The organism is Chthoniobacter sp. (assembly GCF_040003245.1).
In the GTDB taxonomy this organism is placed as follows: Bacteria; Verrucomicrobiota; Verrucomicrobiia; order Chthoniobacterales; family Chthoniobacteraceae; genus Chthoniobacter.
Genome location: NZ_JBDUCX010000193.1, coordinates 1 through 13,211 on the forward strand (window position 1 = coordinate 1; position 13,211 = coordinate 13,211).

Annotated in this window: 14 protein-coding genes; 2 read left to right on the forward strand and 12 right to left on the reverse strand. The window is 62.1% G+C overall.

The features are described 5' to 3' along the window. The coding region (locus ABJF10_RS22415) for a hypothetical protein (RefSeq protein ID WP_348546844.1) at window positions 1-931 on the forward strand (931 nt) is incomplete at its 5' end. Window positions 932-1,052: 121 nt separating this feature from the next. Continuing rightward, the gene (locus ABJF10_RS22420) at window positions 1,053-3,146 is read left to right on the forward strand and encodes an FAD-dependent oxidoreductase (RefSeq protein WP_348546845.1); all 2,094 of its coding nucleotides are present in this window, start codon (window positions 1,053-1,055) and stop codon (window positions 3,144-3,146) included. Window positions 3,147-3,231: 85 nt separating this feature from the next. Here the strand turns inward: ABJF10_RS22420 and ABJF10_RS22425 are convergent, their stop codons facing one another. From ABJF10_RS22425 to ABJF10_RS22480, 12 genes are all read right to left on the reverse strand, one after another. Continuing rightward, a complete protein-coding gene (locus ABJF10_RS22425) occupies window positions 3,232-4,386 on the reverse strand; it encodes a hypothetical protein (protein WP_348546846.1) in 1,155 nt (384 codons plus the stop codon). Further along, window positions 4,383-4,649, reverse strand: coding sequence for a hypothetical protein (locus tag ABJF10_RS22430; RefSeq protein WP_348546847.1), 267 nt, complete (start codon window positions 4,647-4,649; stop codon window positions 4,383-4,385). Before ABJF10_RS22430 ends, ABJF10_RS22425 begins: the two co-directional genes overlap by 4 nt. A 5-nt stretch (window positions 4,650-4,654) precedes the next feature. After that, window positions 4,655-5,137 carry a hypothetical protein gene (locus ABJF10_RS22435; protein WP_348546848.1) on the reverse strand — a complete coding sequence of 161 codons (483 nt, stop codon included), beginning with the start codon at window positions 5,135-5,137 and terminating at the stop codon, window positions 4,655-4,657. Window positions 5,138-5,257: 120 nt separating this feature from the next. Then, on the reverse strand, window positions 5,258-5,641 hold the full coding sequence (locus ABJF10_RS22440; RefSeq protein WP_348546849.1) for a hypothetical protein: 384 nt from the start codon (window positions 5,639-5,641) through the stop codon (window positions 5,258-5,260). Window positions 5,642-5,708: 67 nt separating this feature from the next. After that, window positions 5,709-6,104, reverse strand: coding sequence for a hypothetical protein (locus tag ABJF10_RS22445; protein WP_348546850.1), 396 nt, complete (start codon window positions 6,102-6,104; stop codon window positions 5,709-5,711). Continuing rightward, complete coding sequence (locus tag ABJF10_RS22450; protein WP_348546851.1) at window positions 6,101-6,673, reverse strand: sigma-70 family RNA polymerase sigma factor; 573 nt, start codon at window positions 6,671-6,673, stop codon at window positions 6,101-6,103. Before ABJF10_RS22450 ends, ABJF10_RS22445 begins: the two co-directional genes overlap by 4 nt. 32 nt (window positions 6,674-6,705) lie before the next feature. Continuing rightward, window positions 6,706-7,776 (reverse strand): hypothetical protein, encoded by a 1,071-nt coding sequence (locus tag ABJF10_RS22455; RefSeq protein ID WP_348546852.1) that lies wholly within the window; start codon window positions 7,774-7,776, stop codon window positions 6,706-6,708. 172 nt (window positions 7,777-7,948) lie between these two features. Next, window positions 7,949-8,860 (reverse strand): hypothetical protein, encoded by a 912-nt coding sequence (locus ABJF10_RS22460; RefSeq protein WP_348546853.1) that lies wholly within the window; start codon window positions 8,858-8,860, stop codon window positions 7,949-7,951. A gap of 275 nt (window positions 8,861-9,135) precedes the next feature. After that, entirely contained in the window at window positions 9,136-10,764 is a 1,629-nt protein-coding gene (locus ABJF10_RS22465; protein ID WP_348546854.1) for a hypothetical protein, read from the reverse strand. Further along, the gene (locus ABJF10_RS22470; protein WP_348546855.1) at window positions 10,761-11,531 is read right to left on the reverse strand and encodes an ABC transporter ATP-binding protein; all 771 of its coding nucleotides are present in this window, start codon (window positions 11,529-11,531) and stop codon (window positions 10,761-10,763) included. The genes ABJF10_RS22465 and ABJF10_RS22470 overlap by 4 nt, the downstream gene beginning before the upstream one ends. A 257-nt stretch (window positions 11,532-11,788) precedes the next feature. Further along, window positions 11,789-12,094, reverse strand: coding sequence for a hypothetical protein (locus ABJF10_RS22475; RefSeq protein WP_348546856.1), 306 nt, complete (start codon window positions 12,092-12,094; stop codon window positions 11,789-11,791). Continuing rightward, window positions 12,091-12,930: a DUF899 domain-containing protein gene (locus ABJF10_RS22480; protein ID WP_348546857.1), complete on the reverse strand. Its 840-nt coding sequence runs from the start codon at window positions 12,928-12,930 to the stop codon at window positions 12,091-12,093. The genes ABJF10_RS22475 and ABJF10_RS22480 overlap by 4 nt, the downstream gene beginning before the upstream one ends. Window positions 12,931-13,211 lie beyond the last annotated feature (281 nt).

Here is a 13,211-nt window from a genome sequence, read left to right on the forward strand (position 1 = left end):
CGATGTGCCTAACGAGTGCTTGCGCGCCAGAAAGGCGAGCAAGCCGGTGCTGAAAATCAATCCCGGCCGGGTCATCGTGCCGACCGACGCGATGCGGCGGATTTGGGGCGAATTGATCAGCCTCGATCTCGCTACGCGCACTGGAAAATTCCGGCAGGAAAGTACCGACCAGGTGATGAGCTTCACGGTGTTGCCCTACGCCGAGCTGCTGCACCACGCGGCCTTTGGCGATCTGCCGGATTTTCGCGTCGGCGAGCGTGCCATCTTCCGCCTGCACGAAAACGCGGCGGGCGAATGGGTGTGGCTCACCTACATCCAGGACGAGATGAATTTCCTGAACGGTCACAAGGAATACTATTACGTGGACCGCATCGACGCCGGCAAAGGCGAACTCGAGTGCACCGAGGCTAATTTCGACAAGAGCTACGTGCGCGAGAAAGGCATCCTCATCGAGACCGACAAGGACACGCGCTATTGGAAGCAAGGCCAGCCGGTGAAATTCGCCGACATCCAGATCGGCGACAAGCTGCGCACCAAGACCCACGGCATCGGCAAAGGCAAAGTGCGCATGTGCTGGGAAGTCTTCCTCGACGACGAAAGCCTGCTGAAATTTCAGGCAGAACAAAAGGCCGCGGAGGCGAAGCGCCTCCAGGCAGAAGGCTCACCGGGTTATGTGGACAAGCTCGACGGCAACAGCGTGGACCTCACGCTCTTTCAGGAAAGCGGCGACTTGAGCCACAAGCTCAAGCCCGGCATGAAAGTGCGCGTCGCTCCGGCGGGTGTGGATCGCAAGGCGATCGGCACGCCGGTCACGGGATCGGTCGCCGCAGCGAAGATGGTGGGCAACCTCGGCAAAGTGACCATCACGCTCGATACCAAGGATGTGAAGCTGGTCGTTGGAAATGTCGCGCGTGTTTGGGAGACCCCTTAAAATTTAATTCCAAACAATTGCCAAGCGGTAGGTGATGAAGTCGCATCCGCCACAGGCTGAGATAGAAACGCCTGTTTTGACTTTCTCGTCTGGCTCGCCTTCGCTGAATGACTCAATCCCCATGAAAGATTCCCCGCTGATGCTTTTAATGAAACGCGTCACCGTGCTCGCCGCAGGTGCCGTGCTTTTCCTGCTGGCCGAAATATCCTCACCGGCCGCGCCCGCCCGGCTCGACCGCACGGACGAAAGCATCGCGGCGTTGCACGCCCACCAATTCCTGAGCGAGCCGGAATACTGGCTGCAGAACGCGATTCCTGCCGGCAAGTGTGAGAGCACGAAGGTCGCGAAGATGCTCGTGGAGGTGACCAAGGTTTTCAAAGATCCGGCGAAGACGACGGACGAAGCGATCACCGTCCTGGTGAAGCACGGGGTGATCAGCGCGCCCGATGCATGGACCGCGGGCACCGCGCCGGGCGCCACCATGAATGGCGCGAATGTGGCCACGGTGCTCAATCGCTGCGCGGCGCAGTTGCCCATGGATCCGCCGAAGTCGGCGAAGGCCGCGCCGCTGGAGGCGACACCGCCGGCGAAACTCAAGGGCAGCTACGACATCGTCATCGCCGGTGCGGGCACGGGCGGGGTGGGCGTGGCGGTGCAGGCCGCGCGCATGGGCCGTTCGGTACTGTTGCTGGAAGAGACCGACTGGATCGGCGGGCAGATGAACGCCGCGGCGGTCACCTCGATGGACGAAGGTGTGACGCTGGTGCGCGAGCGCGGACTTTACCGCGAACTCTGCGGCCTCATCGCCTCGTACTATCAGCCCCTCGGTATTAACTATCTGACTGCTTACTGGAATGGCCATGTGTGCGTGGAGCCGCGCGTCGGTCGGCGCCTGTTGCACGTGCTGCTCGGCGATGCGCGCGGGCAGGGAGTGCTCGATCTCGCTTTGCGTACGCGGGTCACCAAGGTCACGCGCAAGGGAGATACCGTCACGGGCGTGGAGATCGAAAGTGTCACTGAAGCCGGCCGCGAAGCGCACACCATCACCAGCAAAGTCCTCGTCGACGCCACCGAGTGGGGCGATGTCATTCCGCTCACCGGTGCGCGCTACCGCGCGGGAAATCACACCAGCGACGCCCTCGATCCCGCGGCGCATGTGCAGGACAACACGTGGACGGCAGTCGTGAAGCAATATCCGCACGGCGTGCCGGAGGAACTGCTCATCCCGCAGGCTCCGCCCGGATACACCGACAAAGTCGCGGCGAACTTCACGCGCATGCTGGTCGATGGCGACCAGATCGACATCAAAGGGAAGCCGTGGACCTGGTCCACCTACATCGGTTACCGCGCCATGCCGGACAGCTCGCGTCCCGGCGATTCACCGCCGATCACCCGCACCCATCTCAACTCCGGCAACGATTACCACTCGAGCGTCGCCGAGATCGAAGATCCGGCCGCGCGCCAGGCGACGAATCGCGAGATGCGGCTCAAGACCTTGCAACTGCTCTATTATATCCAGACCAAAGTGCGGAACGACTGGGCGGTGGCGAACGACGAAGGATACGACACGCCCTACAATCGCGCGGAGATCGATCGTTGGATCGCCGACCAGCCCGCGCTCGCGCCGTTCCGCGCGGTGCTCTATCATTTCTCCATCATCCCCTACACGCGGGAGAGCCGGCGGATCATCGGCCTGCACACGCTGACCGCGCATGAACTCGAGCGCAAACCCGGGTCGCCCGTCCATTTTGCCCACACCGTGGCGCTGGGCGATTACGCGGTCGACCTGCACGGCTCCATGACGGTGCCGTACCTCGAGCCGGAGTTCGACCACGAGTCGGATATTCCGCACAAGTTCGGCGAGCACGGCGTCGGCCCCTTCGCGATTCCCTTCGAGTGCTTCATCCCGGAGAAGATCGATGGCTTCCTGCCGGCGGAGAAAAATCTTTCGCAATCGCGCATGGCCAATGGTGCTACGCGTCTCCAGCCGCACACGCTGCTCATGGGCCAGGCGGTCGGCGCCATCGCCGCGCTGGCTGTGCAGCACGGCGTGCAACCGCGCGCGGTCGATCCGGTGGAAGTGCAGCGCGTGTTGCTCGATGCGGGCGATACGCTGTGCATCGACGGCGCGCCCGGCACGCGCTGGGGCACGCCGGAATGGCGCGACAAGCAGCTCGACATCCTGCGCAACGGCGCGCCCGCGGAAGCACCGTAGCCCTGCGAATGATGGCAGGCGCGCAGGATGAAGCGGGAAGGACCGATTGAACACCGGGTCGGGTGAGTTCGCGGGGCCAATCGCTTTATCGAGGAAAGGATGGCGCCGGGAGAATCCCGATCCCGCGAGAGGTCAATTCCTGCCTCTCCGCTGGAGAGAGAGTTCCGCCGGCATAGGAAGTGGCCAGTAAGAGGCTGATCTTGGGCTGTTGCAGCCCGGTATCATAGTAAAGGCCAAAGCGGTTTTCGGGCGGCTTCTTGCTCGGTTCATCCGCCACTTCGTAAAAGAGGATCGATTCCACTTTGGCGGCGCTTTGACGGAGGATCTCCTTGAGGTGCTTATCCAGGCCCTTGTAGCCTTTCTCGGTGACCGGGTCTCCAGCGCGATTCAGGTAATCCGCTCCTTGGTGACCCGGAGTTCCGGCGTAGATCTCGCCGGCGTTGAACTCATTGATGGTGATGGGCTTCTTGAACGGGGCCAACTGTCCCAGCGCCCCGCCGGGGCCGAACCAGGGATCTTGATCGAGCGGGGCCTGCTGCTCCTGAGGATAGATATGGTATCCGATCACGTCGAACAGGACGCCCTGCTGCTGCATGTAAGCCAGAAATCCCCAATGACGGTTCACCGTGCCCAGGATGACCCGGAGGGGGAGTTTGGACGAGTTGCCGACATCATGAATTGCTTTCGACATCCCTCTCAAGGCCGCCGCTTGCAGACGGCCGGACGGGGTATCGAAATCCGTGGCTTTCTGGCCCGTAGCCCCGTCGGCCAGAATGTGGGGAGTGCCCAGAGTGGTCTCGTTCCCCAACTCATAGTCATGGAGGAGATCCTTCGTCGCTTCCACCTGGCTCTTCGTCTGCTGGTAGGCAGTTTGTTCCACCTCCGCCAGATCTGCGGCCAGATCCTGATTGCGTCGTTGTCGCGCAGTGAAGTCGGTGTAGATCACCGCCTGGATCTTGATGCCGCGCGCCTTGAATACGGCGGCGGCACGCCGGAATGTCGCCAGGCGGGCCGGATCGTTTCTAAAGAGGTCCATGCGAACCGATTTCAGATTCCGCTCCGCGAGCCGGCCCGCCATCGCCTGCGGATCGCTGCCGCCATCGTGAATATTCACTCCCCAATCGAGAGCATCCGCAGACGCCGCCGCGAGGTGGAGCAGGACGATCACCACCGGGAACAATAGGGTGCGCAGGCGTCGTGCTGTGGAGTTGAGCTTAGAGAACAGGAGATCGAAGTTCATAGCTGGACGTTGGTCTTTGATTCATGGCCGACTCCGTAGAAGTTGATTCGTCCGCAATCCGGGCAAATGAAACCACAGACGAAACCTAGTGACGGGATTCGTCCGAGGAAGCGTCCCGTGGAAGTGGCTTCCAGCGCGGCATACTCCAATTCGCGATGTGCAGCGGGTTCACCACGAAAGCCAAGGCTTGTCGGCGCGACGAGCTTGATTGCTTGTAGCTCTACTCGGCAATCAGGACAGTGCATGGTCGGTGTCGCGTTCATGCTGTTCAGAGCTTTAGGTAGTGCGTCCATGCGATATGAGTCTCTGATTCCGTCGCCGCACGGCCGATGACGAGTGTCGTTGAGGCCTTCTCCGTGTTGACGTGGATGACGTGAATGGCGACGGGGCGCCCCTCGGAATCGTCCTGGAACATGACTGATCGACCAGAGGCCGGAGCCGTTTTCTCTTCCGCGCTAGCTGCCTTGGAACCGGCCGGGGGCATCAGCTTGTTCTTGTAGTATTCGACGACCTTTGGCAGCGGGTCTTTTGTGGTCAGGACTGTCTTGTATAGAATCGACTGGACCGTCCGCTCACCAGCGCCGTTCAGCGTCGCGGCATCACCCAGCGTGGCTCCGTTCATTTTTGAATCCGGATACTTCCATTGGGCAATCATCGTCAGAAGACTCGGCGGCTCCTGCGTGTGGCCCAAAGGCGGGAAAGCAAGCAAAGCGAGGAATGAAATGAGTGTGAGCGTGGGGATGCGAAACATAAGAGGGTTCCTGTTTTGGATAGATTCGGCCTTCGTTCAAACGGGACGAGCAGCACCCATTCGTGGTCCCTTGGGTTTTCTGGCGAAGGTCGGATCAGACGGGATGGCGATGTGACGCCGTCACTTCGCTAACGATGTCTTGATCGTAATCCACGCGACTTGTCCGATTTGAATGTCTACGCCGTTCCCGAGTTTAGTCTTGACGCTCGGAACGACCAGCTTCTCAGCTTTCTTGTCGTCCCCCTGGGTCACGGTGGCGCTGAGATCAACGGTGCCGTCGTCGAGAAGAGTAGGAGTGACGGCGTATTCGAGCTTGCCGATTTGGATGGTTGTTTGCTTGCCGCTCTCGACCGTGACGCTTGGAATCGTCAACACGCCTTTGACGACATTGACGACATTGGCATGATGTTCAGCAGTGGTGATTTCGACGAGCAGCGCCGGTGAGGCGGAAGCCGTGAGGGAAATGGCGATGGTGGCGAGTAGTGTGTGGATGGTGGTTTTCATTGGTGTTTTGGATTCGTTGATTTCAGTTATTCGGGTTTCAAGAGTGGTGTTCGTTCGTGGAGCACGATCAACGGCGGCTTGGGACGATTCTTACCACCTGCGGGACGAGCAGCACCCGTTCATGACCGCCATTCTGCGTGATCGCGACACCGTAGCCGGCGGCATTCAGATGCTCGATGAGCTCGTCATCGCTGAGGTAACGCACGGGCGGGGCTGGGACTTTCGCGGCGATCGCCACGGCTGGGGGCCCCGACTGTTTGGTCACCGGCTGCTGGGTGTGCGGGCTCGGCCAAAAGACCAGAGCCCCGGCGGCGCAGGCCAGGCCCAGAAGGGCGGCGCCGGCGATCCGACGCCTCCGTTTCCGGCCACGCGCCGCACTTTGCATGGCCTTGAGCGACGCCGCTGCGAGGTCACGGGGCATCGCTTCATCGAGCGAATCGTTCCAAAGGTCGTGATGTTTCATGGCTGATGTTTGTTGAGGATTTGGAAGGCACGGGTGCGGAGCGCCGCATGGGCGCGCCGCAGGCGCGATTCGAGCGCCTCTTCGCTGATCGCCAGGCGCGCGGCGAGATCGCGCTGGCTGAGATCGTCGTCATATTTGGCGCGCAGCAGGGCCGCGTCCGCCTCGCGAAGCTGGGCGAGCGCGGCCTCCAGCGCGGCGGCCAGCGCCTCGCGTTCCGGCGGGGCCGGCGCGGGAGGCTGCGCGCGAAAGAGGTCGAGGAAGCGCAGGTATCGGCTCCGCTTGCGTCCCTGATCCGCCGCTGCGCTGCGGGCCAGTTTCGCCAGCCAATCCCAAAAGGCGTGCTCCTCGTCGAAGCGGCGGATATGGCGCGCTACGCGCAAGAGTGTCTCCTGGAGCACGTCGGCGGCGCTGTGTTCATCCCCGCGTTGCAGCACGAGCACGTAGCGAAAAAGCCGCGTCGCATAGATGCCATGCCATTCCGCAAAGGCCGCTTCGTCGCCCGCCGCCATGCGCTGGGTGAGGGTGGCGAGAGGCGACGCCGGGGCGGTCTCCGCGAGGCGGTCGGGCATGGGCAGAATGCTTTCGCTGGCGGAAAGTTCCCTCATTTCGCCTTGGGCGGCCTGGGCGGCGTGGGAGGCGTAGGTGGCGTGAGCACTTTGGTCGGCGGCTGCTGGCTGAGCAGTTCGAGCAGCTTTTCCAGGCTGTTCACCTGGTTGCGCGCCGCCTCGAGTTGCTTGCGCGTGTCCTCCATGGCTTTGGCTTTCGTGTCATCTAATGTTAAATTGCCAGTAACCTCGAGTTGCTTGCGCGAGTCCTCCTTGTCTTTCGCCACGACTGGGGCGCTCGCATTCGCGGGGAGCATGTCCAATTTCCCGCCAGTGATCTCGAGGCGTGTGCCCTCCTTGCCTGTCGCGACGACCGGGCGCCCAAAATTCGTGTAGCCTTCGAACTCGACGAAATTGCCCTGCCCGTCTTTCATGACGAGTGGGTTGCTCGTGGCTGTCAAAGTCATCGCGCTGCTCGTCAGCGGGACGACTTCGCCACCCAGCACCTGGATGACCTGTCCCACGAGTTGCACATCGCTTTCCGTGCCGGCCACAATCAGGATGCCCGTGCCGGCGTGTGCTTCGATGGTGGGCGCTTCCGCCGCGGCGCGCCCCTGCGCCCGGGCGTTCACTTCGCAGGCTTTTCGGGCCGCGTCGGAGATATTCGCGAGCAACTGGTCCAACTGGGGCGAGGCCAGTTTTTCTTTCGCGCTGGCTTTGAAGACGCGACAGATTTTTTGCTTTGCCGCGGCCTTCCACGGCTGGTTTTCTTCGCCGTTCTGCGGCTTTAGAAACCAGATTTCATCCCCGTACTCCTCGTGCAGACATTCGAGTCCAGTGACCCGGCAGATCGAACCCAGCACGCCCTCGACGGTCACATGGCGCAACACGAATTCCGGCGCCATTTCGTTCTCCAGCACCGGTGCCAGCATGATGTTCGAGCCGCTTTCTTTGCGCAGCATGTCGACGACTTCTCTGTACGTAGCGTTCTTGATGTTGAACGTATCAATGACTGGCGGTTTTGGTTTTGCGGCGTCCGCGGTCGCCGGAGAGAAAGCCAGGACGGGCAAAGCGCAGAGCGCGAGCAGGCATGCGGAGAGGGAACGGCTGGTTTTGCAGGTTTTCATGGTATTCTGAACGCGACGACAGGTGCAAAATCCGTCAAAGGGATGCACGAGCCGCTGCGGATTGGGTGGAGTGTGTGAAATAAGATAGATGAGTTGCGGAAGGCGCCGCCGGGGCAGCCTTCACGATAGGGTGGGGCATGGGCAGAATGCTTTCGCTGGCCAGAAAACCTGCTCATTTCTCGGCGTCCGGCGGGGGCTGCTGCCCCGGTGGGGCGAGCAGCGTCTTCAGGTCGTCAACGTCGATGCGGGCCCCCAGGATCTCCTTACGCAGGTCGTCGATCTGCTCACGCATGTCCTCAAGGGCATTCGTGCCGTCCGGGCTGCCCGATCTCGTGAGCTTGCCTTGCGGCGTGACCAGAGGGGCGCGCGTGTCGAAGATTTTCCTGCCGGTCGATGGAGTCACGCCGCCCGTCAGCGGGACGGCTTTGCCGCCCATCGCCTGGATCAGCTGCCCAACGAGCTGCACATCGCTTTCCGTGCCGGCCACAATCAGGGTGCCGGTGCCGGCGTCTGCTTCAATGACGGGCGGTTCCGCCGCCGGGCGCCCCTGTGCCTTGGCCTTCACTGCGCAGACTTTTCGAGCCGCCTCGGAAATGTTCGCGAGCAACTGGTCCAACTGGGGTGAGGCCAGCTTTTCTTTCGCGCTGGCCTTGAAGACGCGGCAGATTTTTTCGTTTGTCTCGTTTGGCTCGGCCCTGAACGCCCACTGTTGGATCACGCTCGAAGCGTCTTTAGGCGGCGTTAGAAACCAGTCGTCGTCGTCGGAGTAGGTATCTGCATACAGCCCAGTGACCAATCCCATCAGACGCATCACATCCTCAATGGTCACATGATGCAACACGAGATCCGGCGCCATTTCTTTCTGCAGCACTGGTGAGACAACGATGTTCTTGCCGGTTTTCTTACGCAGCAAGTCGGCGAGTTCTCCGTAGGTAACGTTCTTGATGTTGATCTCATCAATGATCTGCGGTGGCGAAGCGTCCGCAGCCGCCGGCGTGTCCTTTTTCACATCCTCGGAGAAGCCCAGGACGGGCCAAGCGACGAGGGCGAGCAGGCAGGCGGAGAGGGAACGGCTGGTTTTCATGGTATCCGGAACACGACGCCGGGTGCAAAATCCGTCCAAGGGATTATCACGAGGCGCCACAAAAATAAAGTTTGAGGCTGGTCCGACTGCACCGCCAGCTCGTGCCTCGCTTTGCCCCGGGCTGGCTTGTGTGGGCGGGCTTTTGGCTCTCCGGACTAGTGATTCTGGAGGGAAGCGCGCCGTCGCTTCCGTGGTGAATGTTAGTTCCCAGCACCGACGGCGCGGTGCCCTCCAGCGCATGTTCTGCGATTTGGGAATTATTTTTGGAGACCGCTCTACTCCGCCGATGGCCAGCGCATGGACGCTAGCGAACGGCGCATGAGGACGTAGGCGATGGTGGCCACGGCAGCTTCGCCCAGGAGGAGCGACCGGAACCAACCGTCATCCCAGGCCCTCGTCGACAGAAACGACAGGCCGACGGAAATGATCATTACGATAAAGAGATCCAGCCCGCGCCGGGCGGATTTGGCTTCCTCGCCGGCCTTGGAGAAGGGGACGGCGCGACCGCCGAGATGCGGGATGAGGGTGAAGATGGGTAGGGTCATCAAGCCGGGCAGCATCAGAAAAAGGTTGGTCGTTTCGCGATGCAGACACACCACGATGAGGGTGAAGCCGAGGACGAGTGGCACGGTGAGAAAACACGTCACCGCCTGGCGCGCTCCGGCGCAGAGGGGCGCGGGTCCCGGCATCGGGGCGAAGTGAAAAATATCGGCGGCCTGCCATTGCTGCGAGTACTGGAGCAGGTTCAGCGCGAAGAGGGGCGCCATGCCGAGATAGCCTCCGGCAAAAGCGATGCCGAAGCTGCTGATCCCCACTGCTTCGTGGCGACCGGGCAGAAGAAAGAGGAAGGGCATCACCAGCATCGGGGCGATCGCGGGATAGACGCGCAATTTCACGTCCCGGTCGCGCAGGAGATAGCTCGTGGTGAGGAGAAACGAGGCGCGGTTGATGGGCTGGCGCAGCCACCAACGGAAGGGTGGGGTGTGGACGAGGGCGTCCAGCCAGCGCCGCTGGCCACCTGATGCGCGCGGGGCGGCGTTCGCTTCGCCCAGCATCTGTAGCCCCGTTTCGTAGTGGCGCGCCATGCGCCCGAGGGCCAGCCAGACGACGAGCGCGGTGAGAGACACGCCGATGGCGCCGAGGATCCACGATTTGCCGGCGCCGCTGCCCGCGAGCGCATCATCGAAGCCGGCAAACCACGCGGGAGGCAACAGGTTGAGCCACCACGGGGAGGCGTTGAGCTGGTGGCGAAGATCGACGTAGCCCAGCAGGCGCGGAACCTGGCCGGCGAGCACGGCGACAATGGCCACCAGGATCTGGACGGCGGTCATCACGCCTTCCAGTTTCTCGCGGCCGAAGAAACGCAGGCACAATTCGTAGCCGAGCACGACGAGGCTGGTGCCGAAGAGCGCTTCGAGCACGGTAGAAATGATGTGGGCCAGCGGAAAAAAGATCGTGGCGCCGGGTGCGGCGAGGCCGCCCAGCGTCCCGGCGAGATTGAAAGCACCGGCCATCCAGAGCGAAACCTCGAGGAGGACGATGATCTTTGCGCGCAGCAGCGCCTGAGGAGTGATGGGGCGGTGCAGCAGGATATCGGCTTCCTCCTTGTTGAAGAGCACCTCGCCGGCGGAAGCGGCGATGAACATGCCGCACAGGACCATCGTGGTGCCGTGCAGGTAGAGCGAGAGCTGGAAGACCGGCCCGAGGAGAAAAGCCAGCGCCACGCATCCCACCCCCGCATAGAGGACCAGCGTCCACGAGAGCTTGGAAGCGACGGATTGCGGGACATCCGACTTGCGCAGCCCGCGGGCGCTGCGGCCGCGCAGGAACAAGGTGAGGAAGAGTCGGCGCAAGGCCCGGTCCGACGAGAGCGCCGCGTCGGCGGCTGGCGAGCCGGCGGTCATGGACGGAAAGTCTTCGCGAAATCCTCCGCCCGGCGTTCCATCTCCGTGCCGCCGGTCAATTGCGTGAACAAGCGCTCGAGCGTACCTGCGCCGCTGCTGGCGACGAGCGCCTCGGGTTCGCCATCGAGCAGCAGCTTGCCCTTGTCGATGATGAGGACGCGGTCGCAGACGCGTTCCACCACATCGAGAATGTGCGAGCTGTAGACGATGGTCTTGCCCTCGCGGGCCAGCGTCTGGATGAGCGCCTTGAAGCCCACGGCGGCATTGGCGTCGAGGCCATCCAGCGGCTCATCGAAAAAGACCACGGGGGGATTGTGCAAGAGCGCCGAGGTGATCACGACTTTGCGCCGCATGCCCTTGGAATAGGCGCCGAGCAATTTGTCCGTGAGCGTGGCGAAGCCGAGGTCGAAGAAGGCGATGAATTGCTCGATGCGCGCGCGGGCCGCCGCCTCGGGAATGGCGTAGAGCGCGGCGACCATCTCCAGGTACTCCAGGCCGGTCAGCGATTCGAAGACGGCGCCCGACTCCGGCACGAAGCCGACATGGCGCTTCACTTCCAGCGTGTCCTTTTGCAAATCGAAGCCGCAGATCGTGGCCGTACCGCCGGTCGGCGCGAGCATCCCAGTGAGCATCTTGAGCGTGGTGGATTTTCCAGCGCCATTGGGGCCGAGAAAGCCCACGATCTGCCCCGCGGGAATCTCGCAGGAGAGGTGGTCCACCGCGACCTGTCCGCCGAAGTGTTTCGTCAGTTGTTGCAACGAAATCATGATGGGCACTTATGTCGCCCCGCCGCTCCGGTTTGGCGACGAAATTCCAGCCGCGTGTTACTTGAAAGCGGATAGGACACCATGACGAGCATGAAGAGCATGAAGGGGAGAGGGAGAGGCAAGTGCCTCGGCCGAGCTTCATGCTCTTCATGTCCTTCATGGTCAAAAAAAGAGCGACCCCACTTGATACAGCAAGGTGCCGTGAACCGGGATTTCCGGGACAAGATCGGCAGCTTACACGTGATGCTGTTTGCTGGTCATTGCGGGCTGGCGCTTCGCACGATGAAACCGCGCAGTCGTCGGGCGGCAATGAAGGCCAACGACGACAGGCATAGGACCACCAGCATCGTCCGCAAATAGGTGGCGGTGGGCAAGGAGATGCCGATGCCGGTGGCGAGGGCCACGTAGGCCGCCACGCAGACGGGACACTTGGGCAGCAGGGCCAGCGTTGCGGTCGGAACGATCCAGCCGGCGATTTCCCCGCCACGGCGCAACCATGGCGCGGGCCGGGGAGTGTGGTCGCTGGGTGGCGTCCTGGTCGGGCAGCAGTGGTGGGCGTTCACGCCTGCGCCTCCGCCGATCCACAGCCGCAGCTCGCGGAGGCGGTCGACGCGGTCTCGGGCCAGTAGGGCTTGTCCGCGTCGGCAAATGCGTTGGTGTCATAGCGATCGTGGTAGCGGACCCAGGCCATCGAGAAATCCAATTGGTCTTCGTCGCGGCCCTTGGGCACCATGTCCAGAATCCGGTAGGTGCTCATGAGCGACTCGAGGCCGCGTCCGTAGGTGGAGTAGGTGTGGAAGATATCGCCCGCGGCGTCCTTGTAGAAGACGCTGAGACCCGGTGCTTCTGCGCTGGGAAACTCCTGCAGCGTGTAGTTGTAGTCGACCTTGCCCTGCGCCATCTCCTCGGCGGTGAACGACACGTGGAAGTCGGCGTTGAAATCGCTGCCGGCGGACGACACCCACTGGAAGCGCCAACCCATGCGTTTCTGGAACGCCGCAATTTTGGCGAGCGGCGCCCGGGAGACGGCCACCAGCGTGACGTCGCGGGCGGCCAGGTGCGGGAGGGCGCCACCGAAATGGTCGGACACGAAGGAGCAACTCGGGCAACCTTCCTGCCAATCCGGCCCGAACATAAAGTGGTAGATGATCAGTTGATTGCGCCCCGCGAAGAGATCGGCCAGCGAGACCGGGCCGCCGGGGGCATCGAAGACGTAATTCTCCGTGACTTTCACCCACGGCAATTGGCGACGTTCGGCGCTTAATTCGTCGAGCAGTCGGGTGGATTCTTTCTCTTTTTTCAGCAACGCCTGGCGCGCGGCGATCCATTGCTCGGGCGATACGATGGCGTGTTCCCGCGGTAGATTTGGCGATTCAGGCAGATTGGTATTCGTGCTCATAGTGACGTTTAGTTATTGGCTGGTTGATCCCGCGACTGCGGGTCAACGGTGGTTCGTTTGGCGGCGGTTTCATGAATACGACGAACGAGCGATCGTGTTTCGGACATCCTTGGCGAAAAAAAACAGCGCGGAGATGCGGGCCGGCATTTTCGTTACCGCGGAGCTGATAGACTTCGATGAGAGCAGGCGAAGAAAAGTTGCGTGGCTCGCTGGTGTAGGGCGCGTGTCCCCCCGCGCCGGGCTAGCGCTGCGAACCTAACTCACCCCCGGCGCGTGGGGAC

Bases quoted from the DNA above. Each gene is read 5' to 3' on its own strand.
- ABJF10_RS22445 (WP_348546850.1), bottom strand. From the start codon at position 6,104: ATGAAACATCACGACCTTTGGAACGATTCGCTCGATGAAGCGATGCCC.
- ABJF10_RS22470 (WP_348546855.1), bottom strand. From the start codon at position 11,531: ATGATTTCGTTGCAACAACTGACGAAACACTTCGGCGGACAGGTCGCG.
- ABJF10_RS22465 (WP_348546854.1), bottom strand. From the start codon at position 10,764: ATGACCGCCGGCTCGCCAGCCGCCGACGCGGCGCTCTCGTCGGACCGG.
- ABJF10_RS22425 (WP_348546846.1), bottom strand. From the start codon at position 4,386: ATGAACTTCGATCTCCTGTTCTCTAAGCTCAACTCCACAGCACGACGC.
- ABJF10_RS22450 (WP_348546851.1), bottom strand. From the start codon at position 6,673: ATGCCCGACCGCCTCGCGGAGACCGCCCCGGCGTCGCCTCTCGCCACC.
- ABJF10_RS22430 (WP_348546847.1), bottom strand. From the start codon at position 4,649: ATGAACGCGACACCGACCATGCACTGTCCTGATTGCCGAGTAGAGCTA.
- ABJF10_RS22420 (WP_348546845.1), top strand. From the start codon at position 1,053: ATGAAAGATTCCCCGCTGATGCTTTTAATGAAACGCGTCACCGTGCTC.
- ABJF10_RS22460 (WP_348546853.1), bottom strand. From the start codon at position 8,860: ATGAAAACCAGCCGTTCCCTCTCCGCCTGCCTGCTCGCCCTCGTCGCT.
- ABJF10_RS22455 (WP_348546852.1), bottom strand. From the start codon at position 7,776: ATGAAAACCTGCAAAACCAGCCGTTCCCTCTCCGCATGCCTGCTCGCG.
- ABJF10_RS22435 (WP_348546848.1), bottom strand. From the start codon at position 5,137: ATGTTTCGCATCCCCACGCTCACACTCATTTCATTCCTCGCTTTGCTT.
- ABJF10_RS22440 (WP_348546849.1), bottom strand. From the start codon at position 5,641: ATGAAAACCACCATCCACACACTACTCGCCACCATCGCCATTTCCCTC.
- ABJF10_RS22480 (WP_348546857.1), bottom strand. From the start codon at position 12,930: ATGAGCACGAATACCAATCTGCCTGAATCGCCAAATCTACCGCGGGAA.